Raw genomic sequence first — 25,539 nt, 5'->3', positions numbered from 1 at the left:
CCGGTCAGGGGAGTTGCGTGGATGTCGCTGCCGGTGTGTCGTCGAGTGCCCAGGACAGAGCGGCGTCGAGTTCGGCGATGCCTTCGACCGCGCGCACACGCTCCAGGAGCGTGTCGGCCTGGCTGCGCCAGGTCATCGTGGCCTTGAGCGTGACACTGCCCTGTCGGCAGTCCACGACGAGGTGGGCTTGCTCGCCCTCCGTCTCCTGCGCCACCGCGATGCAGAGGACCTCGGACCGGATCGCGTCGTCGTCCCGGCACAGGGTGCCCAGCAGGGTGGACAGGCGGACAGTACCGACCAGTCGTCCCTCGTCGTCGACGACATGGAAGCGGTCGATGTCGTCGTGCACCGCTGCCCAGGCAGCCTCCCCGGCGCTGTCGGCGACATTGACGGTCGGCACCTGCGCCGGCGCCGACCCCAGGGGCGCCACGAGGTGGTGACCTGGGTGGAGCGCTCGCAGGGCGAGGCTGACGAGGAGCGCTCCGGGGCTGATCGCGCCCAGGAGCCGGCGGCCGTCATCGACCACCGGGAGCAGCTCGCGGTGGTGGCGCAGCAGGGTGGTGGCCGCCGCGGTGGGTGAGGTGTGCGGGCCGATCGCGGGAACGCCCGGCGTCATCAGTTCGCCCACCGTGGTGTGGTGCGGAAACCCGTCCTGCCCGGGCGTCTGCGGGCGGGGCCACCACAGCGCGGAATGGTCCGCGTCCCTCGTGCGGTCGTGCGGTGTCGCGGGCACGGTGTTCTCCTCTCGGGATCGAACGGCGCGATGGTGGCTGTTCCGGCCGCCGGGCCCGCCGGTGGCGGTCTACTGGTGCGGGACCACGGCGACGGGGCTGGTGGCGTAGTGGATGACGGCGTGGGCGACGAGTCCGAGGCGGGGTCCCACGGCGTGGCTGCGGATTCTGCGGCCGACGACGACCAGGGCCGCCGGATCCGACTCGTCCACCAGGATCTGCGAGGCGGAGCCGGAACGTACGTCGGGGTGGATGTCGACGGTCGGGTACTTCTCGCTCCATCCGCGCAGGGCGTCGTGCAGCAGCAGGGTCTCCTGGTCCTCGCGTTCGGCGCGCTCGGCCTCGCTGAGTTGGAGGTGGTGGGTCGACCACGGGGTGGGCAGGTCCCAGGCGTGGACCACGTGCAGCGGGCACCCGCGCTGGGCAGCCGTGTGCAGGGCGAAGTCGATCAGGGCGTCGCTGGGGTGACGGGCGTCGAGTCCCAGGACGACGGGGCGCTGGGGCAGGGCGTCGCGGGAGTCCGCGTCGGCGCGGACCAGGACGACGGGGCAGGTGCTGCGGGCGGCGGCGACCAGGCCGGTGGATCCCAGCAGCATGTCCTTGAAGCCGCCGAGGCCGCGGGAGCCCAGGACCAGCAGGTCGGCCTCCTGGGCGGCGGCGAGAAGTCCGTCCGGGGTGGAGAGGTTGAGCAGTTCGCGCTCCACGGTGAGCCGCGGGAAGGCGGCGGCGAGGTCGGCCTGGGTGCGGGCGAGCATGCGCAGGGTGTGGCCCTGGAACTCGGTGGGGCTGGAGGCGCCGGGGAGCAGGTGCGGCAGCCAGGACCAGGCGTGCAGCAGGCGCAGCGGGACCCCGCGCCGGGCCGCCTCCCGGGCGGCCCAGTGGGCGGCGGCGAGGCTCTGCGGGGATCCGTCGACTCCGGCGATCACGGGATGCGTCATGGGGGTTCCGGCCTCTCGGTGGAGTGGTCCCGAGAGGTGAACCCGGGCACATCACCACTGTCACACCGTCAGAGGCCGCCGCAGAGGCGTCGGTTGGGGACGGACAGGGACCCGGTGGACCCTCAGAAGCAGGACCCGCGACGGCTTGACTGCGACCGGTTCCACCTGAATGGGCCCGGGGACAGGACCGGCCTGAATCCACATCCGCGTACCGGGCATCACACGGTCCCCGTCCTCCTCGCACCGACTCGGTGGGGAGGACGGGGACCGGACGACGGGCTACGGGTGAACGAGGATCTTGACGGCGCTGTCGTTGTGGTGGATGAGGGTGTCGATGCCCTCCTCGACCAGGCGCGCGAGGGGGATCCTGGCGGTGATGAAGGGGGCCAGGTCGACCTTTCCGTCCTGGACGAGCTTGATGGTGGCGGGGTGGTCGCGCACATAGGCGATGGTGCCGCGCAGGTCGATCTCCTTGAGGACGAGCTTCTGCATGTCGATGGTGGCGGGCTTTCCCCAGATCGACACGTTCACGATCACGCCGGCCGGCCGCACGGCGTCGAACAGCTGGTCCAGGACCGCGTTGGCGCTGGAGCACTCGAAGCAGACGTCCGCTCCGACCCCTCCGGTCAGTTCGCGCACCCGGGCCACGACGTCCTCCCGGCTCGGGTCGAGGACGTGGTCGGCGACTCCGGTGGACCGGGCCTTGGCCTTCCGTGCCTCGCTGAGCTCGGAGATGATCACGGTCAGGCCCTCGGCCTTGAGGACCGCGGCCAGCAGCAGGCCGATGGGACCCGCGCCGCCGACGAAGGCGACGTCCCCGGCCTTGGCGCCGCTGCGGACGAAGGCGTGGTGCCCGACCGACAGGGGTTCGATCAGGGCGGCCTGGTCCAACGGGATGTCGCCGACGGGGTGCACCCAGCGCCGCTCGACGACGATCTTCTCGCTCAGGCCCCCGCCGCCGCCGGCGAGTCCGATGAAGCCCATGGTGGTGCAGAGGTTGTAGTTTCCCGCCTGGCACGGCGCACAGGTGCCGCAGACGAAGTAGGGCTCGACCACCACGCTGTCGCCGACGGCCAGGTCGGTGACGCCCTCGCCGAGCGCGGTCACGGTTCCGGAGAACTCGTGGCCGAGGGTGACCGGCTCCTGCTCGTGGGTCAGCGGGTGCGGGTGCCCCGCGGCGGGGACGAAGATCGGCCCGTCGAGGTACTCGTGCAGGTCGGTGCCGCAGATGCCGCACCAGGCGACGTCGATCGCCACCGCCCCGGCCCGCAACTCCGGCACGGGCACGTCCTCGATCCGGATGTCCTTACGACCGTGGAAAACTGCCGCCTTCATGAGCTTCTTCTCTCTGTTGCGTGCGGGGGAGTACCGGGTCCGGCTTCCGGGTCAGGCGAAGAAGCCGAGCGGCTTGGGGTCGTGGTTGGCGAGGATGTTCTTGACCTCCTGGTAGTTGTTGAGGGTCTGCTGATCGGTCTCGCGGCCGTATCCGGACTGCTTGTAGCCGCCGAATCCGGCGCCCGCGGGGTACTGGTTGTAGGTGTTCACCCACACCCGGCCGGCCGCGATGTCCTGGCCGGCCCGGTAGGTCAGGTCGGTGTCGCGGCTCCACACGCCGGAGCCGAGCCCGTAGATGGTGTCGTTGGCGATCGAGATCGCCTCGGCGTAGTCGGAGAACGTGGCGACGGTGACGACGGGGCCGAAGATCTCGTCCTGGAACACCCGCATGTCGTTGGTGCCCTGGAACACGGTGGGCTGGATGAAGTACCCGCCGGCCAGGTCCCCGGACATCTCGGCCGGGGCACCGCCGGTGAGGACCTTCGCGCCCTCCTGCGGTCCTGAGGTGAGGTAGTGGGAGATCTTCCGCATCTGCTCCAGGCTGTTCTGCGGGCCCATCTCGGTCTCGGTGTCGAGCGGGTCGCCGACGGTGATCCGCTCGACCCGCGCCACGGCGTCCTCCAGGAACCCGGCCGCTATCAGGCCGCCCTGGAGCAGGGCGCGCGAGGGACAGGAGCAGATCTCGCCCTTGTTGAGCGCGAACATCGTGAAGCCCTCGACGGCCTTGGCGTAGAAGTCGTCCTTGGCGCGGGCGACGTCCTCGAAGAACACGTTGGGGGACTTCCCGCCCAGTTCCATGGTGGTGGGGATGATGTTCTTGATCGCGTACTGCATGATCTGCCGCCCGGTGCCGGTGGAGCCGGTGAAGGCGACCTTGCCGACGCCGTCGTGCTCCACCAGCGACTGCCCCAGTGCTGCGCCGCTGCCGTTGACGACGTTGATGACGCCCGGCGGCAGGATGTCGGCGATCAGTTCCATGACGTAGAGGATCGAGATCGGGGTGGCGCTGGCCGGCTTCAGCACGACGGTGTTGCCGGCGGCCAGGGCCGGGGCGAGCTTCCAGGCGGCCATGAGCAGGGGGAAGTTCCAGGGGATGATCTGGGCGACCACGCCGATCGGCTCGTAGAAGTGGTAGGAGACGAGCTGGTCGGAGAGCTTCTTGATGGTGCCCTCCTGGGTGCGGATGGCGGCCGCGAAGTAGCGGAAGTGATCGATCACCAGGGGGATGTCGGCGCCGAGGGTCTCGCGGACCGGCTTGCCGTTCTCCCAGGACTCCAGGACCGCGATCTGCTCCAGGTGCCGCTGCAGGCGGTCGGCGACGGCGTTGAGCACGGCGGCGCGGTCGGTGGTGGTGGTGCGGGCCCAGCCCGGGAACGCGGCCTGTGCGGCGGCGACGGCCGCGTCGACGTCACTGGTGGTGGAGCGGGCGTATTCGGCGATCGGCAGGCCGGTGGCGGGGGCGAGGTCCTCGGCGTAGTGGCCCTTGCGCGGCGCCACCCAGTCACCGCCGATGAAGTTCTCGTATCTGGTCTTGAGGGGGACGATGCTGCCTGTGGTTCCGGGGCGGACGTAGATCGTCATCAGGGACTTCTTCCGGCGTGGTGGTGCGTGAGCCGTCTGCGGACTTGTCAGGCGGGGACGTATTGCTTGACTGCGGCGATGGTGTCGCTGAGGCCCTGTTTGGCGTCGGCGAAGAACATGCCGGTCTTGGGGTCGGTGAAGAGCGGATTGGTGATTCCCGCGTAGCCGGGGTTCATCGAGCGTTTGAGGACCACCACGGATCTGGCGTGGTCCACGTCGAGGATCGGCATGCCGGAGACGGCGTTGCCGGGCTTGCGGGCGTCGGGATTGGTGACGTCGTTGGCTCCGACGACCAGGGCGATGTCGCAAGTGGTGAAGGCGTCGTTGGCCTCCTCGAGTTGCAGCATCTGGGTGTAGGGGACGTTGGCCTCGGCGAGCAGGACGTTCATGTGGCCGGGCATGCGTCCGGCCACGGGGTGGATGGCGTACTTCACGTCGACGCCGTGGTCGGTGAGGAGTTTCGCGAGTTCGGCGACCTCGTGCTGGGCCTGGGCGGCGGCCAGGCCGTAGCCGGGCACGACCATGACGTGCTGGGCGTAGGCCAGTTGGATGGCGAGGTCGTCGGCGGTGACGGTGCGCACCTGGGTCAGGTCCTGCCCCTGGCCGCCGGTCGGGGCAGGCGTGTCGCCGGTACCGAAACCGCCGAGGACGATGGCGGCGACCGAGCGGTTCATGGCCTGGGCCATCTGCAGGGTCAGCACGGTTCCGGCCGCGCCGACCAGGGCCCCGGCGATGATCATGGCCTGGTTGTCGACCGCGAAGCCCGCCATGGCGACCGCGAGCCCGGTCAGCGCGTTGAGCAGGGAGACGACCACCGGGGCGTCCGCACCGCCGATGGGCAGCACCATCAGCACGCCCACGGCCAGCGCGGCGACCAGGACGACCACCAGGAGCGCGAGATTGTGGGTGGACAGCAGGGCCAGCACGCCCGCGCCGAGGGCGACGGCGACGACGGCGATGTTGACCAGGCGCGATCCGCGGAACGTGAGGGGTCGACCGGGGACGAGCCCCTGCAGTTTGCCCGCGGCGATCAGTGAGCCGGAAAAGGTCACCGAGCCGATCAGTACGTCCAGCACGATCGGGATGGACACGGTGGCCGACAGCGGTGGGCCACTGGGGTGCAGGGCGAACGCTGCGACCGCGACGGCCGCCGCCGCCCCGCCACCAACGGCGTTGAACAGGCTGACCAGTTGCGGGATTTCCGTCATCCTGACGCGCCGGGCGCGGAGAACCCCGAAGCAGCCGCCCGCGGCGAGTCCCAGGACCAGGGCGAGCCAGCCCCAGAGCGTCCCACCCGACTCCACCAGGGCGAACACGACGGTGGCGGCGACGGCGACGACCATCCCGCCGGCGGAGACCAGGTTTCCACGCCTGGCGGTGACAGGGGATCGCATCCGGTGCAGTCCCACCACGAACAGGGTCGCCGCCAGCAGGTACGCGACACCGGTGACGAACGCCAGGGTGCTCATGAGGGGCCCAGCGGACCGGTGTGGTTCGGGACGGGCTCGGGCTCGGGTCTGGTGAACATCTTCAGCATCCGGTCGGTGACGGTGTATCCGCCGCAGACGTTCGCCGCCGCCAGCGCCCCTGCCACGGCGGTGAGGGCGTAACCGGTGGGGTTGTGGGCCAGCGAGGCCGTGATGATCGCGCCCGCCACCACCACACCGTGGATGGCATTGGCCGCGGACATCATCGGCGTGTGCAGGGTCGAGGGGATCTTGCTGATCACTTCGAAGCCGACCAGGAGGCTCAGCACGAAGATCGCGAGATTGCCGTACAGGGTCTCGATCATGAGGTGCCCACCTTGACGGGAGTGGTTCGCGAGGGGCCCGGGTCCAGGTTCAGCGCTCGTCGCACGGACGCGTTGGTGACCTGGCCGCCATGGGTGACGACGATGTTCCGGTGGACCTCGTCCATGGGGTCGACGACGATCTCGTCCGCGGGAACCAATGAGGCGATGACCGCGGCGACGTTCCTGCCGTACATCTGGGAGGAGGAGGCTGGCAGGTCGGCGGCCAGTTCCCCCGCTCCCACGACGATGACGCCCCGGTCGGTGACCGTCCGCTGCCCCGGCACGGATCCCGCGACGTTGCCGCCACGGTCGCCGGAACCCAGGTCCACGCACACCGACCCGCAACGCAGGGTCGCCAACGTCTGCGCCGAGACCAGGACCGGCGGGATGTGACCGGGGACCTTGGCAGTCGTGATGATCACGTCGAACGCGCGCAGCGCCGCGGCCAGTTCCCCTTGCTGGGTCCCCGACTCGTCATCGGTCAGCTCCCGGGCGTATCCGCCCGAGGCCGTACCCTGCGCCACGGAGGACGTCAGGAACAGCGCCCCGAGGGACTCGACCTCTCCCCGTGAGGCCGCGCGCACGTCGTAGCCGGTCACCACGGCGCCCAGCCGCCTGGTCGTCGCGATGGCCTGCAGGCCTGCGACCCCGGTGCCGATCACGATGACCTTGGCGGGTGTCGCGGTCCCGGAAGCGGTGATCATCATGGGCAGGTAGCGTCCGAAGGCCTCCGCCGCCACGATGGCCGCCCGGTAGCCGGCGGCACTGGACTGCGAACTCAGCGCGTCCATCGACTGGGCCCGGCTCAGTGTCCGCGGCAGCAGCTCGAACGCCACCGCCGTCACCTCCCGCGCCGCCAGCGACTCCATGGCCGACAGGTGGTTCAGCGGATCCAGCAACCCGACGAGGACCTGGCCGGCGTGCAGGACACCGAGCAGCCTTTCCTCGGGAAAGCGCACCACGGCCACCACGTCGCTCCGTGCGAGCACGTCCTCGCGAGAGGTGACGGTGCCTCCGCACTCCGCGTAGGCCGCATCCGGGAAACTCGCCGCCAGGCCGGCGCCGCCTTCGACCAGAACGGCTCGACCGGCTTTCACCAGCCTCGCCACCGCACTCGGATCCAGTGCCACCCGACGCTCACCCACAGCCGTCTCGGCCACCACTCCCACCGTCACTGCGGCCATGCGCTGCTCCCTTGCCTTGGTACGGAACGAAAGGTCTTGACCGACCACGGCCGACCTGACCGCATCGCGGGTGATCGGCCGTTCGCGGCCACCACTTCAGAGTGGTTCGGTTTCTTCCGCTCAGGCAGGGTCTGACCGGCCCCCGAGCAGGGACCATTGGCCGTGGAGACGCCCAGGACCGTGGGGAGGTCGGCCGGGCGATCCCCCAGCAGGCCCAGCGCCAGTTCCACCCGGTCCACTGCGGCGGTCCCGCTCGGGCAGCGGGTACGGGTCGAGGAAGCGTCGTGGGGGCAGCGGGTGGGAGCGCGGTCCGTCGTGCCGCAGGCGCGGCCGGCGGCTGGATGTCCGCTCGCGCGGAGATGGAGTATCAACCTGTCACTCGCCCGGGCTCGTCTGGTCGTCGATGGTGAAGCGGAGCTGGTCGTGGACGGCTACAGGTCGCTAGCGCGTCGGCGTTCTCCGCCGCTGCCCGCTCCTGTGCCCTGGGCCGCATCCAGGCCCCGTCGCTGCGGTCGTGCGGTTCCGGCTGCGCCGACTCCTTGGACAGCAGGTCGCCTTCGGAGACGATCCCCACCGGTCGGTTGAACGCGTCGACTACGGGAACAGCGGTCACCTCGGCGTTGGCGAGCTGCCGGGTGACGTCCTTGAAGGAGGCACAGCGGCTCACGGTGACCACGTTCAGCGCGGTGAGTGGTGGGGTGCCGGTTGATCAGGCCGCTGGAGCCGGGAGGGGCTGGGAGCCGGAACCGGCATGAGCCCTCCCCCGCCGTACCCAGATCAGCAGGGTCAGGCTGGTCAAAGCGGCGAAGGCGCACCAGGTCGAGGCGAAGGCCAGTTCCCACACGGCGAAGCACACCGCCGCGCCGACGGCGGCCGTCAGGCCCAGGAGGCGCAGGTCCCGGTCACCGCTGATCAACGGCACGCCGAGCGTGGCCAGGAGGTATCCGGCGACCAGCAGATCGCCGGCCGGGACCGGCAGGCTGTAGGTCAGCACGTGCCCCGAGGCCACGGCGCGCACCGGACCGGTGACCATCGCGTCGGCGAGCACCCCGCTGGTGGCCAGGCCCACCGCGCACAGCGGCAGGACGCGCAGGCGTGCCGCGCGTTGCGGCCAGGCCGCACTAAGGACGGCGAGCGGGACATAGGCGGGCAGCAGCGGGAAGGCGATGGCCGTCCACAGCAGGACCGCCAAGTGGGCAGTGCCGGGGCTCACCGTCCCGTCCACGCCGCGCCAGACCACTGCCTCGATCAGTTGGTGCACGCCGAGCAGCAGCGGAAGGCATGCCAGCGGTAGGTCGCGCGGTCTGCGGGTCTGCACCACGGTGGCGATAGCGATCACGCCGACGACGGTGCCCGCGACCAGATCTGCGGTGGGGCTCCAGCACATGCCTCCAACGTGACCGGCACTACCCGGTGGAGGGAAGGGCCGAACGGTCCATCAATCCCACGTCAGTTGATCGGAACCACGGCCACCGGTGTGTGGGAGTGGGCGAGCAGACCCTGCACGACGTAGCCGGTTCCGACCGAGAGCGGCCCGCGGTGCCGGTGCGCTCCGACGACCAGGAGCCGTGAGCCCTGGGCGGCGTTTGTCAGTACGGGCACCGCGTTGCCGCGGATGGCTTCGACGTGAGCGTCGACATGCGGGTACTCCTCGCGTGCGGCCCTGATCAGTTCGGCGACGGCTGCTTCCTCGGCGGCCTTGGCTTCGCTGAACTCGCTGACGCTGTAGTGCCCCTCGTATGCCGAGCGCATCCACCAGGCCCGCACGAGGGTGACCGAGGCGCCGACTGCGGCGGCTGTGGCGAAGGCGAACCGAATCGGGGCCTGGTCCTGGCCGGGTTCGACGCCCAGCACGATCTCACCGAGGAGGTCGCCCGGGTCCTCGCCGCGTACGACGACGGCGGGGCAGTGGGCATGGGCGGCCAGGGCGTGGCTGACCGAGCCGAGCAGCAGCCCGGCGAAGCCGCCTTCGCCGCGAGTGCCGCTGACCACGAGTTCGGCCCCGCTACTGAGGTCGACCAAGGCCTCGGCGGCGGACAGCGCGGAGATCTCCGAGGTGACGGCGAGGTCCGGCAAGGACCCGCGCAGCATGCCGACGATCCGCTTGAGCAGGTGCTGTCCTGCCTCGCTCTGCATCGCGGCGTAGTGCGGCGGCTCGAACCGCCTGCCCATCGCGCCGGGCAAGTCGATCGCGTGCACCACGTGCAGCGGCAGGCCGCGTTCGGCGGCCTCCCGCCCGGCCCAGGCGGCGGCCCGGGAGGCGTTGTCGGAAGAATCCACGCCGACGATGATGCGTCGCGGCGCCGCACGGCTGGAAGCCATCGGATCCCCTTGGGTCTCTGTTGCGTGCGGGCGAGTACTGGTCAGGGGTGGTCGAGGTCGATCGACGGCAGGTCGCGGACCTCGTCCTTGGTGAGGTCGAGCCGGACACCGCCGCTGACGCCGGTCACGGCGGCGACGGGAATGGCGACCGTCCGCTTGCCCCACAGGTGGCCCTCGTCCAGGAGCACATGGCTCACGCGGTGGTTGCCGGGGTCGACGACCAGTCCCTGTACGCGTCCGATGGTTCCGTCGGTGGCGTGGACGGGCTCACCGCGGCGTATCGCCACCTCGCCTTCGGGCAGGAGGTCCCGGGTGACCGCGATCGGCCCGTAGCCCCGTTGGTCGGGCCCGAGGCCGGGCGTTCCGCGCAGGGCGGTCACCGAGCCCGTGCCGAGCCCGTAGTAGGGCCAGGCGAGGACATGGCCGCGGGGGTAGCCCCAGTCGTCCTTCCACTCGGGGAGGAACTGCGTCTCCTCGGCGGACGGGAGCGCGTCGACCGCGTCGTTGGTGCAGCGCAGTGCTACCGGTGCGGCGTCCGGGTCGACGAGGTCGACGGGAACCAGGCGCGGTGCTGTGCGGTGGTGGGCGGGCTCGACCACCAGGTGGGTGAGGTCGTGGGCCAGGGGGTCCACGACCACCCGGGTCAGTACCCCGTACGCGCCGTCCTGGCAGGTGACGTGGGTTCCGATGGTGAAGGGCAGGGTCTCGCTGGTCATGGCGACTCCTCAGGTAGTGGCGCGATGCGTCAGGCTGTTCCGTAGGGCACAAGGGGTGGGTGTGGGTGGCGGCGATTTCCAGGAGGCGGTTGTACTGGGCGACGCGTTCGCCGCGGGCGGGTGCGCCGGATTTCCGTTGGCCGCAACCGGCGGAGACGGCGAGGTCGGCGATGAAGGTGTCCTCGGTCTCGCCGGAGCCGGTCGAGGCGCCCGAGGGCACTCCGGCACGCGCTCGGCTGTTGCCAGCCAGGACGGCGACGACCTGCAGAGTGGGGCGGTGCTGCAAGTGCCGCCGTGCGGAGGTCCCCGCCGTCACTGCCTGTCGGCGCCGGGAATGCGGCGCAGGCGTCGTAGATAGGGGTCGGGGGTCCCGCGCGGTTCCAGGCGGATCCTGGCGTCGACGCAGCTGCTGCTGCTGCCGGCCCCGGTTCCGGTGCTGAGGAGGTTGAGTGCGGCCTCGGCCAGTTGGGGCAGGTCGCAGGCCATCCGGCTGAGTCGGCCCAGCAGGTCCTCCAGGGCGTCGAGGTCGGCCGCGGGGGAGCCCGGGCGGCCCGGGAGCAGCGGGGAGCTGCGGGGTGAGGTGAGCAGGGCGCGTATGTCGGCCCTGGTCAGCGGTGCCAGCCGGGCGGCCCGGTCGTCCAGGGCCCGGCTGGAGGTGCCGCCGGTCCCGAAGAGCACCAGCGGGCCGAAGACCTCGTCCTGGACCACACCGGCGAACAGCTCAGCGCCGCGCCCGGTGACGGTCGCGGGGGTCGCGGGGGACGCGCTCACCGGCAGGCCGTAGCAGTGGAACAGGCGGGCGGTGGCAGCCGGGTCGAGTGTGCCGCCCTCCGGACTCTCCGTCAGGAAGGCCTGGACCAGCGTTTCCGCAGTCCGACTGTCGACGCCCGCAGGGTCGGACACGGCGGACGGCGGCTCGGCGAGCCAGCGGGCCCGGTCCCTGGCGTGGGCCAGGGCCCGGGCCGCCGTCTGCGGGTCCGCGTACGAGGGGAACCGACTGCCGTCCTGGGTGGGCAGGTAGCTGACGGTGGCCTGCTGGGCCAGGTCCACCAGGACGATCGGGCAGTCGCGCCGCCCCGCCGCGCCCCGCAGGTCCCGCAGCGGGTCCGCGGCCAGCGCGGTGGGCGCCAGGCACAGCAGTACCGCGTCCACGGAGCTGCTGCGCACCAGCAGGTCCACGGCGGCGGCGAGCTGTCCCGGCTCGACGGCCGGTGTGATGTCCAGCGGGTTCTCGGTGCTCGCGTCCGCGGGGAGCACGCCGAGCAGGTCCCGTACCAGGTCGGCCGGCAGTTCGGGGACGCTGAGTCCGGCGTCGGCGCAGGCGTCCGCTGCCAGCACCCCGATGCCGGCGGCATTGGACACGACCGCGACTCTGCCGTTCGGGCCGGGCAGCGGCTGGGCCCGCAACAGGGCTGCGGCTTCGACCAGTTCGGCGATCCCGCGGGTGGCGGTGATTCCGGCCTGGGCGAAGAGCGTCTCACGGGCCAGGGTCGAGCTGGCCGCCGCGGCGGTGTGGGCGGCAGCACCCCGGCGTCCCGCGGCGGAGCGTCCGGCGTCGACGGTCAGGATCGGCATCGACCTGGCGACCCGGCGGGCCGTACGGAGAACGCCCTGGGATTGCCGAAGGACTCCAGGTGGAGGATCGCCAGGTCGGTACGGTCGTCGCTCTCCCACCACTGCAGCAGGTCGGTGCCGCTGACGTCGTACTTGTCGCCCAGTGAGACGAAGTCGGACACTCCCATGCCCAGCGCGTTCAGGTGCTCCATCAGGGCGATGCCCACCCCGCCGGACTGCACGGCGATGCCGGCGCTGCCGGGGGCCGGGACCACCGTGCCGAACTGGGCGTCCAGCCGCACCAGCGGGTCGGTGGAGGCGATGCCCAGGCAGTTGGGGCCGACCATGCGCATGCTGTGACGGCGGCAGGAGTCCAGCAGCGTCCTGGACTGGGTCCGGTCGAGGCCGGCGGTCAGCACCACCAGCGCCCGCACACCGGCCTGTCCGCACTCCTCCGCGACGGTGGGCACCTGGTCCGCGGGTACGGCCAGCACTGCCAGGTCGGGCACCCCGGGCAGGCCTGCCACCGAGGGATAGCACTGGGCGCCGGCCACCATGGGGCGTTTCGGATGGACCGCCCACAGCCGGCCCTGGAAGTGGCCATGACGGATCTTCAGCAGCACGCTCTGTCCCACTGAACCGGGCCGGCTCGACACCCCGATCACCGCGACCGAGCGCGGTCGCAGCAGCGGAATCAGGCTGGCGACGTCCGCGCGTCGACCGCGTTCGTCCACGCTCGCCCGGTAGGCCTCCGCGCCTTCGTCCAGCTGGACCACGGCTCGTACCTCGGGGCCGTCGGCCAGCCGCTCCACGTGCAGGCCGAGGTCGGCGAAGACCTTGTGCATGAGCGCGTTCTCAGCGAGCACGTCCGCCTGAAGGGTACGGATGCCCCGGCTGCGGGCGGCGTGGACCAGGTGCTCGATCAGCAGGGTGCCGATCCCCTGGTCGTGCCAGTCATCGGCGACGGCCAGGGCGAAGTCCGCGACCGGGTCCGGGCGACCGTCCCCGTCGTCCGCTTCGATCACGTGGTACTCGATGACCCCGACGAGCCGCTCGTACGGGCCCCCGTCCGCCGCCACCGCGCCCAGGGCGAGGAAGCCCGCGTGCGGAGCGTCGCACAGGCGTGCGGCGGACTCGGCAGGGGCCAGACGGCTCATGGCGAAGAACCGCATCCGCTGGTTGCCCGGCGACATCCGGTGGGCGTGCAGGTCCAGGACGGCCGCGTGGTCTGCCGGCGACAGCGGACGGATCGTGACTGTGGTGCCGTCCGCAAGCAGGGCTTGCGCCGCCGCGGGCTGGTGCCGGGCCTTGGACATGAGGTGGGCCCCTCGGGTTGGGGATGGGTACGCAGTCCTCACTCTCCGCCCCGCCCCGTATCCGGCCCAGGGCCCAACAGGCCCCTCCCCGGGCCCGACCGGCCCTGAGGCGTTCCGCTGACTGAGCAGCACCTTCTACGACGGTGTTCTGGCCGACCCCTTGCTCGCACCGGTGTTCATCGACTTCACCCCCGCCCATGTCGAGCACGTCGCGATCTGGCTCGCCGAGATCTTCGGAGGGCCCACCCGCTTCACCGACGAGCTCGGCGGCCACCGGAGCCGTCCACGGGGTTTGGGTGGTGGGCATGCGACCGCTCCGGTCTTCCAGCGTGCGGAGCGTTATGGTGTATCGGTGCCGGGCTCAGACCAGCGACGGGACTTCGTGCAAGAAGCGGGTACGCCTTGCTGACCCGTTGCCACCGCCATCAAGGTCGACCGGGCGGGCGAGTATCCACACCCCCGCGGCACCGACCCCCGCACCGCGCAGCACACCCTGTTCGGCACCGCGCCCGAGGGCTACCCCCAGTAGGGCGGCCCCGAGGCGTACTTCGGGAGCCGACCTGGATCGGCGCATGGAGCAAGCAGAATCCCGACACCAGCGATGGTTTTCGCGGAAGGCTCTGGAGCCCGGCAGCTCGTCGCAGGCGCGGTCCAGCGCAACCCGCACGGCAGGCAGCTCCGACGCCGGACTATCTGATCCAGAAATCGTGGTCGTCTCGACCCCGCCTGAATCCGACCGACTCCACAAGCCCGGCGGCCCGGGCGAAGTTCCGGCCGACCTGATGGGGCTCATGCGCGTCACTGCCGAAGCAGATCGAATCGCCGCCACACTCGGACCACCACTGGACGATGCTGAGGTACGGCGTCAGGCTGGTGTTCACCTCCAGCGTTCGCCCGCTCCTCGCCAGCGCCCGCAGCGCCGTGCGGAACTCGTCCTCGAATAGTTCGGGCCTACACGGACCGGCGTCTTCGGGCCAGGCCCGCAGTGGGTAGTCGATGTGTCCGAGCACAGCGAAGTCGTCCGACCTCTCAACCATACGCACCACTTCAGCGAGATACCGGCGTACAACCTCCGAGGGAGAATCCTGGCCGTAGAGCCGGTCAACGACGAAGCGCTCACCGGCCGTCTCGAGCGAGTGCAGCGATCCGAGAACTCGCTCGAAGTCCGCGGAGGCGAGCAGGTCGCCCACCGCCGCAGCGTGCCAGTGTGGTTCACCTAGCTCGACGCCCGTGATGATGCGTAGGTCCGGAAATAGGAACCGGCATCTCTGAATGCAGTCCAGGTAGCCCTCGACGTCGAAGGGCGGCGGTCGTAGTCGGCCGTCCGTACCCACCATCGCCTGGTACTCGAGTGGCAGGTCGGCTATCGCATCCTCCGGAAGCGTCCATGCCGTGAAATCGGTGTGCTCGGTGAAAGCCATGGAGCGAATTCCGAGTGCGACGGCCTCACGGCACGATTCGGCCATGGAACCGGAAAGGGCGTCCCAGGACCATTCGGTATGGACATGATTGTCGGAAGGAATCATATGTCGATGCTGGCGCTTCGACCAAGGCCCCGCAAGGGAACTGCGGTCAACAAGACCGTACGACGTTGTACGGGTCCCGCAGCCAGGGAAGGTCGTACGGAAAATCAGCCCGGTGACCCTCCCGTGACCGTCCCGTGCTGGATATGATCCCGCCGTGAACAGCACTGTGGAGACCGTCCAAGAAATGCTGAGAATGGCTCGGGCCAGAGGTCTAGAGCTCATGTCTGAATCAGCGAGGCTGGATGAGACAGGGTGGGATTTCCTGGTTCTGCACGGCGTCACTGCTGACGGAACACCATGGATCCTGCGAAGGCCTCGGCGATCCGACGCGGCAGCTGCCATCGGAAACGAGAAACGACTTCTCGAGATGCTCTACGGGCAGTTACCGGTGGCGATTCCCGAGTGGAGATTCGCTGACGACGAGCTCATCGCCTATCGACGGCTGGCGGGTGAACCCGCGGCAAGCGAGGACGTCGTTTCCTTCCAGCTGAACTGGCGGATCGACCGGACAGAACCACCCCACGGTTTCGTCGAACCCCTGGGGCACTGCATGGCCGTCCTTCACAGCACGCCGGTCGGCATGGCCGCCGCAGCGGGTGTGCCGGTACGGAGCCCCGACGAGGTGCGGGAGCGATTCGGCCGACAACTTGAGACGGGCAGGGCAGAGTTGGGCCTGCACCCGAGTTGGTTGGCCCGCGGACAGCGTTGGCTCGAACGTGACAATCTGTGGTCGGACCGGACCGTACTGATCCACGGCGACCTCCATCCGGGCCACACCCTGGTGGACTCCGACGGGTTCCTGGTCGGCATCCTGGATTGGACCGACGCCGAAGTGGGGGACCCGGGAATGGAGTTCATCGAGGCGGCCCGGAAGTTCGAACCGCCGATGCTCGACGAGCTGCTGGACTCCTACAGTCGGCACGGCGGCCCGGCCTGGTCGGGTCTGCGCCGACATGTCGTGGAGGGAATCGCCTTCGCGCCACTTGCCCTGGGCGTTCTCGGTCTGACGTCGGACAAGCCACGATACGTCGAGGCGGCGAGGAGGACGCTGGGCATTCCCACGACGGGCTGAGGCACTGGCACAGCCGGCTACACGCTCTTGCGCAGTCGGCTGTTGATCAGCTGGGCCAATGTCAGATCGACCTGACCGTCACGCACCTCCAGTCCCAGGGCCCTCCCGAGGTCGGGCGCGTAGAGGTCGACTGCGGCCTCGGCGTGGTCAGTCAACGACTCCAGGGAGTTCCGGGCCGACCGGACGGCGCCAACCATGGTGACCACAGCAAGCAGCAGCAGAGGCCACCAGACCAGCGTGAGCACTCCGTAGAGCAGGGCCCAGACACCCCAGCGAACCGCCTCGCGCCAGGCGGCGCGGTCGGCGCGGAGCTCGGCCCTGCAGGTCTCGGGCACGACCAGCCACAGCCTGGGCCACGTGGAGGGCAGGTCCAGACCGTATTCGTGGAATACCCGGGTCTCCAAGGCCAGGAGCCGGTCACCCATCCAGGTCGCGGCCTCCGGCCGGGCAAGGGCGATCCGATTGCGGATGCCGGCCTGACGGTAGCGTTCCTCCCGGGATGCGGCGGTTGCCGCGGCCTCATCCGCCCGATCCCAGCGGACCTGACGGCGTGCCAGCAACGGCCGGAGGAGTCCCCGGGGCCTGCGTCCGAGCCACAGATCCGTGAGGAGACGCTCAAGCGTCCGGCCTATCAGTCCGAGCGCTACGGCCGCGGCAAGCGCCAGGGCCACCGTGCCCGCCAAGCGTGCGGCACGGTCCGGCTCCGCGCCGACGCACCATCGCCCCCAGCCGCCGTGGCCGGCTCCCACCGCCATCGTGGCAGCCACCAGCCACAGACCTGCGGCGGGAGTCAGGAAGTCGCGCCAGCGCGCACCGTCGCGGGAGTCGAGGAGCGGCACCGCGCGCTACCGGAAGCTCGCGGTCATACGCTGCGGATCGGTCCGCGGCAGGTGACAGGTCGGCAGCGGGCCGCCCGGCGCGCGGCGATCCTTCCGGTCGCACAGCTCCAGCGGGCACACGTAGGTCTCCCGATCGACGGGTCGGCCCTCGGATCCCTCCGTCCCGAAGCGGATGTCCGGGTCCGGCCCACCGATCCGCCGCACGAACTCACGGTACTCCAGGGACCGGTCGAGCCCGCCGAGCGCAGCCGTGCGGAGGCCGTCGAGCTCTTCGAGCGCTTCGGGGCAGTCGTGGGCGGCCTCGGTCGCCGCAGCCTCGACGACCTCAGGCAGGTCATGACACAGCCGACCGATCCAGCCCGTTCGCCCGGAGCCGGCGGGCAGGTCCTGTGGAGCGGCGAGCGCGACCGCACGCAGTGCGTCAGGACGGGCATCCGCGAACTTCTGCGCGGCTCTCGCGGCGAGGCGGATGAACCAGTCCCTGTCCTCGTCGCGGATGGAGGTCCTGCCCACGAACATCAGCGCGCAGGCGACATAGGAGAGCAAGGTCTGCTCGCGCCACTCTCCCGCGAGGCTTGACTCCTCGATCCACCGGTGGCACTGGTCGTCGATCTCCTTCACGACGCTCGCCAGCCATCCCGGGAGGAGTTGACCGCTGTCCGCGCGTGGGTCCAGCAGAAGGTCGATCAGCGCCCGCTGCTGGCTGGGGGAGATCGTCTCCAGGGTGCGAGCGATGATGTAGAGCACAAGGTGGACCGGGTCTCGGGTGAGCGGGCCGAGCCCCTCGTAGAGGGCGTTGTCGATGAGATGGAAGTCGTCGATGTCCACCGTTGGCCGCACCCGAACCAGCGCATTGTCCGTGTGCAGGTCCCCGTGGGTCTTCCCGAGCAGGGGGCGAATCGTCCCCTGAGCGACGAAGTACCTGCCCTGTGCGACAGCGAATGGGTTGGGCAGGGGCCGTTCCTCGCCCTCCGGATGGATCTCGTCGCCCTGATAGCGCAGGGCGTACGGGTGGAGGCGTCCGCCCTGCTCCAACTGGTCCGTGAGGTGCAGTCCGAGGAATTCCGCCACGGACAACGGCTCGTCCCTCGGCACGTAGGGGTACTTCGCCCAGTCGCGCAGCACACCCGCGACGACCCGCCCGCACGCGGCGCTGAACGCACCCGGGGCGAAGGTGAAGGGTTCCGCACCGGCCGGGTCGACAGCCTCGTCCTGATGCAGCATCCGGCGCAGCAGCACGGTCAGCACCTCCGAGTCCTCGAAGGTCTTCCCCGCGATCCTCTGAAAGGTGATCCACGCTCCTCCTCCGGCCTCGAAGGGTTCGTGGACCGTGGTCGAGAGATGCTTCGCGGCGAATTCCGGGCTCCTCAGGATCGCCTCGCGATGGCGTGCATACTCGATCCGGTGAAGCGCACCCTCCTCCACCATCGGCACCTTCAGTACCAGGTTGGTACTCCGTGACTCGTGCAGGTCGGTCTCCTGCACCACAGCGACGGGCGCTCGGCTCCTGCCGTTGACCAGCCATCGCACAAGGCGGTAGTGACGGTTGTTCACACGCGCCCAGGCGGAGAGAGCCTTGGCTGCCTCGGCGCCCAGGCCGTCCGCGAGTGCCTTGTCAACATTGTCGTCCATGTGGTGTCCCTACATAGTGGGGTCTCTGTGCGACAACTACTGACGAGCTGTCACAGCTGCTTTGCGATGGGAACGCTGACGCACAACCTCAAGGGTTTCTTGGGCCAGTAAGGTATGCGGATGCATCAGCCCGAGCACCCGCTGCCGGTCTATCAGGACGCCCCAGATTTCGGCCTCCGCCTCATCGGTCGCGCCGAGGTCGAGCAGGATCAGCCCGAGCCGGTACCGACTGTGCAAGGTGGCTGGATGGGCGTCACCGAGCACCCGCCGACGGCTGGCCACCAGAGGCAGCGCGGACACCCTGGCCTCCTCCTGGCGCCCCGTGTCGTGCAGCAGGTTGACCAAAGACTGCCGGACGGCCAGGGTGCGCGGGTGGTCGGCTCCCCGGACGTCCCGGTTGGCCGCCACCAGCAGGTGGAGTTCCGCTTCTGCGACCTCGAACTGTTCCAGTTCCTGACGCACCTCAGCCAGGTACTGTCGGGTTACGAGGGTCGCCGGGTGCCGCTCCCCGAGGACCTGGGTGCGTCGCTCCAGGACCCTCTGGTAGGCAGCAAGCGCCTCAGTCCATCGTCCTTGTGCCCGCAGGATGTCCGCAACACCATTGCTGCTGGTCAGAGTGTCGGGGTGGTTTTCTCCCAACAGCCTCAACCGGGCCTGGAGCGTTTCCGCAAACAAGGCGGCCGCCTCCTCGGTGCGCCCCCGGTCCCGCAGCGTCCGGGCCAGGTAGTGCCGGGTGGTGAAAGTGTCGGGATGTTCCGGGCCCAGGACGGCCGCACGAGTTGACAGCACCGCACGGAAGTGGCCCTCGGCCTCAGCCAGTCGACCCTGGTCGTAGCGAACCCGAGCGAACTCGTGGCTGATGTGGAGCACCAGTGGATCGTCCTCGGAGGACCGCCGCCGGGCAGCATCGAGGGCGCTGGCACAGGCGGACTTCGCCTCTGCGAGATGTCCTGCCGCGCGGAGGTAGCTCGCCGCCCGGTTCGCCAGGCGGAGCGCCGTCGGCCAGGCGGGGGAGTGGCCGACGTCGTGTTCACTGATCAGGTCGAGGGGTGCGGCGCAGTGGTCGGCGAGCAGCCGCCACCGCTCCCACGCACTGGGGGACTTGGGGTCGACGGCCTCGACGACCGGAGTCAGCAGCGCGGTGGTCAGACTGAGGTAGTGGTCGACGTGCTGCCGCACCTCTGGGTGGCGCCGGGACACGTCGCGCACCAGGGTGTGGATGGTGAGCAGGTCGTGCTCGTCGTTGCGGACCAGGCCAACGAGCCCCAGTTCCTCAAGGCCGCGAAGCGCGTCCCAGGCCCCCCGGACGGAGACCCCGGCGAACAACGGTGACGCGGCGAGCACGTCGGCCCGCAGCAGGAGGCCGTACGGGATGGGAGCCGAGCCCAGGCAGGCGAGGGTCTGGAGCAGCGGCCTGGCTTCGCCGAGTCCCCTGTCGCGGAGCAGGTCGATGGACAGCTCCCAGGTCCGGCCGATCGTCGCGTGGGCGCGCCGCGTCGCAGGAGTCGCACCGCGGGCCGGCGTCAGCAGATCCTCGTGCCCACCACGTCCCAGGGCCTCCCGGTAGTCGGTGAAGCTGCGGGGCAGTTCCGGAGGACCCAGTCCCGGCGGGATCTCCAGGGACTCGGCGAGGTACCGTCCGGCGAGGGCGAGCCCGAGCGGCAGGCCGCCGAGACGGGTGGACAGCGCCGCGGCGTCAGCAGGTGTGCCGGCGGTTCGGCCGGCGAGTTCCAGGAGGACCCGCGCACCGTCCTCGCGGCCAAGGGTGCCGATCCGATGCAGGCGGATCCAGTCCGGCTGGTTCGTTCCCCAGGTCGTCCGGCTGCCGTCGCGGGTGGTGACCACGATGGTGCCGATGGCCTGTCCGGTCGGACGTAACCAGCCGGTTCCATCGGTGACCCGGTGACCCGTCAGCGCGAGGGAGTGCGGTGGATCGTCCACGTTGTCCAGCACCAGCAACCAGGGCTCGTCGAGTTCCTGAAGCTGTCGCCAGAGGATGTCGGGAAGGCTGCCCAGGCGCAGTCGGTCCGGGGAAGCGCCCAATTCCGTCGCGAGCGCGAACATACCACCAGTGACGGTGGCAGCGTCGTCTGCCGCTATCCACCAGGTGCGGACCCCAATCTGGGCGGCGCTCCGCACCGCGCTCAACGCGACAAGGCTCTTGCCGCACCCGCCGAGCCCGTGCAGAACGTGGATCCGCGGGTCGTCCTGCATCTGCGTCGCCCCGGCGACGATCGAAGCGAGGAGGTCGAGGAGGCGGTCCCGGCCACGGATGCTCGGTTCGGCGTCGAGACGTTCGAGCGGTGGCCGGGTGGAAACGGTCACCGGAGTGACCCCGGCCGCCGTGTGCAAGGCCGTGGGTCGGTCGGTACTGACCTGATCACCGAGGTGCCCGGACGGTTCACTGCCTGTTTGCTTCACCCGGAGGTACGCCAGCCGCCACTCCTCGAGAACGGCAGGATCCGACGTCCCGGCCGCGCACAGGACGCGGCTCAGCAGGTCGGGCGGCTGGAGGGCCGGCAGATGGGTACCTGCGAAGTATCCGCCGAGGGTGCTCGCGGGGATGTCCGAAGCCTTCGCCAGCTGCCTGACACTCAGTTGGGAACTGAGCCGGAGGGCAGTCAGCTCCCGGCCGAAGTCGGAGCGGGTGGCGATCCGGCGCGGGTCGGGGTACCGGGCATCGCCGGTTGGCGGCTGGTCGGTCATCGGAGCTCCCACAGGGCGGGGGTCAGGTGGTGTGGAACCGCTCGCGGGCAGGGTTGTCACATCGGCCCGCTGTGCACGAACGCCGCCCATTCATAAGGATTCGCACGGTACTTCTCCCGCAGGCGACGGGCGGACAGGTTGACCGCACGCGCTGGAGAGTGTTCGGTCAGCGCCGCGTAGGTGAACTCCGCCGCCTCGCGGGAAGCCCGGTCGGGGACCCGCCACAGGGTGCCGATCGCCGTCGCGAACCCTGCCTGTTGGAAGGCGGAGGAGAGGTGGATGGTCTCGTCCGGTAGCCGACCGCTGCCCAGTGCCGTCGTGCACGCCGAGAGGTACACGATGCGGCCGGAGGGCACCCGAAGCGCTCCGATCTCGCGGATCCTGAGCGTCCCGCGGTCGGCAAGATGCAGACAACTGTCCGAGGGACGAGCGGCGTCGGTGGTGGCGTGGCAAGCGAAGTGGACATGGCCGGCACCCGGCAGCAGGTCCAGCACGGCGGCCCTGGTGGCCTCTTGGTCGACAAGACGGACCACCGGACCGGACAGTGCCGCGGACACCAGATCGGCCTCGGCCGCCGCCTGCGTCAAAGGAACGGCCCCGGCCCCGACCGCGACGACGAGCGCTGGAGCCGGCCGGTGATCAGTCGCGCCGTCACGCACATGGCAGAGGAAGCGCAGCGTGGGCGTGTAGGAGCTGGCCACCCGGTGCAGGGCGGAGCGCCGGTTCCCGGCGCCAGGTGAGTGATGGCCTGCGGCGTGCAGGGGGAGCACGCTGAGCGCGCCGGTGGGGACCCACCACAGGCGTGGGAGTTCCGTGCTGTCCGACTCGGGCAGGCCGAGGTGGTCGAGAACCGGCCCGGTGACCGTGTCCCACAGCCATTCCAGAACCTCGCGCACGGCCCGGTTGGTGCCCCAGGCATTGGCGTTGACGGCGGCCACGAACGCATTGGCGCGCTCAGTCGCGTCAACCGCGGTCAAATCCGGCAGGGGAACGGCCTCGGTCCCGTCCAGAGTGGTTACCAGTGCGTCGCAGCGGCCTCCGGCGAGGTTCAGCGTCACCACGGGCCCGGACCGGGCCGCGTCAAGCAGCAACGCGGGATCGGGTGCTGACAGGAAGTGTCGGAAGCCGGGATTCTCGCGAATCCGCGCGAGCACGTCCTCGCTCTTCATCGCCAGGCGCTGGCGTCGCAGGCCAAGATCGGCCTCGGCGGGCGGCTCGCTGGGCGACGGGGGCTCGGTGGCGGCATCGATTCCCGCGTACACCGCCTCCAGCTCACCGGCCAGCTCAGGATGCCTCCGGCGCAACCCCTCGTGGTCCGTTCGCAGGTCCAGCACCTGGCCCAGCAGCACGCCGCGGCCTTGTTCCAGTACAGCGAGGGCCCGAGGCGGATCGCCGAGTTCGAGTGCACAGGCTGCGGCCGCACCGGCCAGCCCGCTGAACTCGACGAGCAGCCGTTCCTGGTCATCGCGTTGCAGTCCGCGCCAGGCAACCAGGCTCAGCAGGTCGAGGGCCTGATCGAACCCGGTCAGGGCGCCGGCGAAATCTTTGGTCGCGGCCTGGATCCGACCGATGTGCTGGGCGGCCACTGCCCGGGTCCTGGGCGCTGCGGCCACCGTGCCCACGACTGTCCGAAAGGCCTCGACTGCGGCGCCCCGTGCGTTCACGGACCCGTCATGGTGAAGCCGGACCAGGTGGGCCAGGCCGAGGCTGAGCAACATCTCCTCCTGTGGCGCCGAGACTGCCGCGGCCAGCTCCGCCGCTGCGGACAACACGGCGACGGCCTCGGCCTGGAGGTCCGGGTCCCAGCGGAGACCGATCAGGCTGTTCAGTACCGAGCCGAGGTTGGCCAGGTGCATAGCCCGGTCGGGATGTGCCTGCTCCACCTCTGCCACGGCGAGTCTCAGTGCTGCGGCGGCCTCGGCCAGCACATCGGGATCGCTCCGGTGGACTCCGAGCCGATGGAGCGTGTTGGCGTAGTCCGCCCGCCACTTGACGCGTTCGGGGTGCTCAGGGGGTGACTGGTCGACCACTGCTCGAAGCAGGTCGCTCGCCTCCCCCAGGGCCGCCGGGTCGGCGGTGTACTCGAACCAGTTACGCAGCGACACCGCGAGGTTGGCCGTGAACAGCAACCGGTCGGGATGACTGGCCGGGGTCCGGTCGACTGCGGCCCGGCGGCAGTCGACAGCTTCCTTGAGGGCCAGCGTGTCACCGTTCCTGGCGAAGCCGATCCTCAGAGCAGCGGCGAGCTGGTTGAGATAGACCGGGCTGTCCGGGTGCTCCGGGGGCAGGTCCCGGACCACCCCACGCAGCACCTCGATCGCTTCCAGGAGCAATCCGGTACTGCCCGTGGCAGCGGCTTCTGCGGTCAGTGCGTCGCCGAGACCCGCACGGCAACCGGCGGCCCGCGGGTCGCCTTCGGGCACAGCCAGCACCGATTCGCGGTACCTGGCGACGGCGGAGCTCAGCTGCTCACGGTCACCGGTGCGCCGGAAGAGGACCATGAGTGCCGCACCGAGGTTCGCCAGCATCGCCGCCCTGGTTCCAGGCACGTCAGGTCCGTGTCGGACAGCCAGAGTGTGAGCCTCGACCGCATCGACCGCATCCGCGCCGTCCCCCGTCCGTTCGGCCCGCCGCATCAGTGCGAGTCCGAGGTTGGCGTGACCAGAGGCGTTCTCCGGCGCTTCGGTGACGGCGGCACGAAGCACCGCCACCGCCTCGTCGAGCGAGTCGGCGTCTCCCGTGTGCTCGTACCACCGCGTAAGACAGATCCCGAGGTTGGACAGCCGGCGCGGGTCGGATGGCCGTGCCCCGAGCGCGGCCCGGTGCGCGCCCAGCGCATGGACCAACAGGTGCCGTTCACCGGTGAGTTCATGCAGTTCGAGCAGGGCGGCACCGAGGAGGGCCGCGCAGTCCCCGCGTCCCGCCGGATCGGCCGAGGCAGCCTCCACCAGCAGGGCGACCGCTTCCACCAGGGGCTCGGCCCGGCCTTCGGCGCGACCACGGCTGATCAACTCGGGCGCCCGGCTGCGCCATTCACCGGTATCGATCGGCACGACGTTGTGGGTCACTCACGCTCTCCCATCGCCTCGGGATCCACCTTAGCCGTCCGACCGGCCGGCGGATGTACGAGCTTGTACGGACTGCGCAGCGACGGCTTCCCGGAACGGCGGAGTTGGCGCTTCGCTGGCTCTCAGCACCACGGCCAGAGAGGTTGTGACAGATGCCCGGCAAGGGACGCACCATCAGGACTGTTGCGGGGCTGGTCGATTCCGGCCTCGTCCCAGCAGCGGCGCAAGCAGGGCTGGAGCATGTCGCCTCCCGCTACGCGGTCAGCGTGACACCGACCGTCCAGACGCGCATGCTCGGGACCACCGACGATCCTGTCGCACTGCAGTTCGTTCCGAGCACACAGGAGCTGCTGGTCCTGCCGGAGGAGGACGGGGACCCGATCGGCGACGCCCCGTTCACTCCGCTCCCCGGCATCACCCACAGGTACCCGGACCGCGTCCTGCTGAAGCCGCTGCACCTGTGCCCGGTGTACTGCCGCTTCTGCTTCCGCCGAGAGACGGTGGGCACCAAGAACGGCGTGCTGGGCGACGAGGACCTGCGCCGGGCGATCTCCTACGTCCGCGATCACCCCGAGGTGTGGGAGGTCATCCTCACCGGCGGCGACCCCCTGATGCTTTCACCCGAGCGGCTGCGGCACATCGTCGGCGAACTGGATGGCATTCCGCACGTGGGTGTGGTGCGCATCCATACCCGGGTGCCGGTCGTCTCCCCGGATTGGGTGACCCAGGAGTTGATGGACGCGCTGACCGCCGACACACCCGTCTGGATCGTGGTGCACTGCAACCACACGCAGGAGATCGGCGACGATGCCGCGATCGCTCTGCGCAGCCTGGTGGACCGAGGGTTCCCGCTGCTCAGCCAGACAGTCCTGCTGAAGGGGGTCAACGACTCGGCGGCGGTGCTCGAAGAGCTCTTTCGCACGCTCGTACGACACCGGGTCAAGCCCTACTACCTCCACCACGGGGATCTCGCCCAGGGCACGAGTCACTTCCGGACCGACATCACCGTCGGCCAGGACATCATCGCCGACCTCCGAGGGTCGGTGTCGGGAATATGCCAACCCACCTATGTCCTGGACATCCCCGGTGGCCACGGAAAGGTACCCATCGGCCGCAGCTACCTGGAGCGGCATGACAAGGGGTACCTGGTGACGGACCCGAACGGACGGCGGCACCAGTATCCGCCGGGCGGTCACATGACAGGCGGTGGTGACGTATGAGAACGGC

20 protein-coding genes and 2 pseudogenes are annotated in these 25,539 nt (G+C 70.1%); 3 read left to right on the top strand and 19 right to left on the bottom strand.

The features are described 5' to 3' along the window. Positions 1–4 precede the first annotated feature (4 nt). The 14 genes and pseudogenes from ACXKR8_RS05750 to ACXKR8_RS05685 all read right to left on the bottom strand — a co-directional run. Positions 5–733 (bottom strand): CBS domain-containing protein, encoded by a 729-nt coding sequence (locus ACXKR8_RS05750; RefSeq protein ID WP_458271799.1) that lies wholly within the window; start codon positions 731–733, stop codon positions 5–7. Positions 734–802: 69 nt separating this feature from the next. Continuing rightward, entirely contained in the window at positions 803–1,669 is an 867-nt protein-coding gene (locus ACXKR8_RS05745; protein WP_458271798.1) for a universal stress protein, read from the bottom strand. A 279-nt stretch (positions 1,670–1,948) separates the two neighbouring features. Next, on the bottom strand, positions 1,949–3,004 hold the full coding sequence (locus ACXKR8_RS05740) for a 2,3-butanediol dehydrogenase (RefSeq protein ID WP_458271797.1): 1,056 nt from the start codon (positions 3,002–3,004) through the stop codon (positions 1,949–1,951). A gap of 51 nt (positions 3,005–3,055) precedes the next feature. After that, a complete protein-coding gene (locus ACXKR8_RS05735) occupies positions 3,056–4,585 on the bottom strand; it encodes an aldehyde dehydrogenase family protein (RefSeq protein WP_458271796.1) in 1,530 nt (509 codons plus the stop codon). Positions 4,586–4,632: 47 nt separating this feature from the next. Further along, positions 4,633–6,054: an NAD(P)(+) transhydrogenase (Re/Si-specific) subunit beta gene (locus tag ACXKR8_RS05730; protein WP_458271795.1), complete on the bottom strand. Its 1,422-nt coding sequence runs from the start codon at positions 6,052–6,054 to the stop codon at positions 4,633–4,635. Then, positions 6,051–6,377 (bottom strand): NAD(P) transhydrogenase subunit alpha part 2, encoded by a 327-nt coding sequence (locus ACXKR8_RS05725; RefSeq protein ID WP_458271794.1) that lies wholly within the window; start codon positions 6,375–6,377, stop codon positions 6,051–6,053. The genes ACXKR8_RS05730 and ACXKR8_RS05725 overlap by 4 nt, the downstream gene beginning before the upstream one ends. After that, positions 6,374–7,561 (bottom strand): NAD(P) transhydrogenase subunit alpha, encoded by a 1,188-nt coding sequence (locus tag ACXKR8_RS05720; RefSeq protein ID WP_458271793.1) that lies wholly within the window; start codon positions 7,559–7,561, stop codon positions 6,374–6,376. Before ACXKR8_RS05720 ends, ACXKR8_RS05725 begins: the two co-directional genes overlap by 4 nt. Before the next feature lie 367 nt (positions 7,562–7,928). After that, the gene (locus ACXKR8_RS05715; protein ID WP_458271792.1) at positions 7,929–8,228 is read right to left on the bottom strand and encodes a CBS domain-containing protein; all 300 of its coding nucleotides are present in this window, start codon (positions 8,226–8,228) and stop codon (positions 7,929–7,931) included. Between the two features lie 42 nt (positions 8,229–8,270). Next, the gene (locus ACXKR8_RS05710; RefSeq protein WP_458271791.1) at positions 8,271–8,948 is read right to left on the bottom strand and encodes a DUF6629 family protein; all 678 of its coding nucleotides are present in this window, start codon (positions 8,946–8,948) and stop codon (positions 8,271–8,273) included. Between the two features lie 62 nt (positions 8,949–9,010). Then, the gene (locus ACXKR8_RS05705) at positions 9,011–9,883 is read right to left on the bottom strand and encodes a universal stress protein (RefSeq protein ID WP_458271790.1); all 873 of its coding nucleotides are present in this window, start codon (positions 9,881–9,883) and stop codon (positions 9,011–9,013) included. A 41-nt stretch (positions 9,884–9,924) separates the two neighbouring features. After that, positions 9,925–10,599, bottom strand: a complete 675-nt coding sequence (locus ACXKR8_RS05700) for a PRC-barrel domain-containing protein (RefSeq protein WP_458271789.1) — start codon at positions 10,597–10,599, stop codon at positions 9,925–9,927. A gap of 67 nt (positions 10,600–10,666) precedes the next feature. Further along, positions 10,667–10,915 (bottom strand): annotated as a pseudogene (locus tag ACXKR8_RS05695) (hypothetical protein); the annotation flags it as partial. After that, positions 10,912–11,649, bottom strand: coding sequence for an acetate--CoA ligase family protein (locus tag ACXKR8_RS05690; RefSeq protein ID WP_462100661.1), 738 nt, complete (start codon positions 11,647–11,649; stop codon positions 10,912–10,914). The gene ACXKR8_RS05690 and the pseudogene ACXKR8_RS05695, both read right to left, overlap by 4 nt. Positions 11,650–11,784: 135 nt before the next feature. Then, positions 11,785–13,469: pseudogene (locus tag ACXKR8_RS05685) on the bottom strand (GNAT family N-acetyltransferase); the annotation flags it as partial. 172 nt (positions 13,470–13,641) lie between these two features. Here ACXKR8_RS05685 and ACXKR8_RS05680 point away from each other — a divergent pair. Next, positions 13,642–13,878, top strand: coding sequence for a globin family protein (locus tag ACXKR8_RS05680; protein ID WP_458271786.1), 237 nt, complete (start codon positions 13,642–13,644; stop codon positions 13,876–13,878). A 280-nt stretch (positions 13,879–14,158) separates the two neighbouring features. Here ACXKR8_RS05680 and ACXKR8_RS05675 read toward each other — a convergent pair whose 3' ends face one another. Next, a complete protein-coding gene (locus tag ACXKR8_RS05675) occupies positions 14,159–14,995 on the bottom strand; it encodes a PHP domain-containing protein (RefSeq protein WP_458271785.1) in 837 nt (278 codons plus the stop codon). Positions 14,996–15,149: 154 nt separating this feature from the next. Between ACXKR8_RS05675 and ACXKR8_RS05670 the strand changes: the two genes are divergently transcribed. Next, positions 15,150–16,067, top strand: coding sequence for a macrolide 2'-phosphotransferase (locus ACXKR8_RS05670; protein ID WP_458271784.1), 918 nt, complete (start codon positions 15,150–15,152; stop codon positions 16,065–16,067). A 17-nt stretch (positions 16,068–16,084) separates the two neighbouring features. Here ACXKR8_RS05670 and ACXKR8_RS05665 read toward each other — a convergent pair whose 3' ends face one another. Genes ACXKR8_RS05665 through ACXKR8_RS05650 form a run of 4 tightly spaced genes read right to left on the bottom strand, consistent with a single transcriptional unit; the run spans position 16,085 to position 24,312 of the window. Continuing rightward, complete coding sequence (locus ACXKR8_RS05665) at positions 16,085–16,906, bottom strand: hypothetical protein (RefSeq protein ID WP_458271783.1); 822 nt, start codon at positions 16,904–16,906, stop codon at positions 16,085–16,087. A gap of 6 nt (positions 16,907–16,912) precedes the next feature. Further along, positions 16,913–18,538, bottom strand: coding sequence for a hypothetical protein (locus tag ACXKR8_RS05660; protein ID WP_458271782.1), 1,626 nt, complete (start codon positions 18,536–18,538; stop codon positions 16,913–16,915). A 36-nt stretch (positions 18,539–18,574) separates the two neighbouring features. Next, positions 18,575–21,244 (bottom strand): tetratricopeptide repeat protein, encoded by a 2,670-nt coding sequence (locus ACXKR8_RS05655; protein WP_458271781.1) that lies wholly within the window; start codon positions 21,242–21,244, stop codon positions 18,575–18,577. 56 nt (positions 21,245–21,300) lie between these two features. After that, on the bottom strand, positions 21,301–24,312 hold the full coding sequence (locus ACXKR8_RS05650; protein ID WP_458271780.1) for a CHAT domain-containing protein: 3,012 nt from the start codon (positions 24,310–24,312) through the stop codon (positions 21,301–21,303). A gap of 152 nt (positions 24,313–24,464) precedes the next feature. Here ACXKR8_RS05650 and ACXKR8_RS05645 point away from each other — a divergent pair, with 152 nt between their 5' ends. Next, on the top strand, positions 24,465–25,532 hold the full coding sequence (locus ACXKR8_RS05645; protein WP_458271779.1) for a lysine-2,3-aminomutase-like protein: 1,068 nt from the start codon (positions 24,465–24,467) through the stop codon (positions 25,530–25,532). The last annotated feature ends 7 nt before the right edge of the window (positions 25,533–25,539 follow it).

This window comes from Streptacidiphilus sp. PAMC 29251, assembly GCF_054208735.2.
Note: the sequence above shows the minus strand (reverse complement) of the source record. Positions and strands in the feature narration are given on the sequence as shown.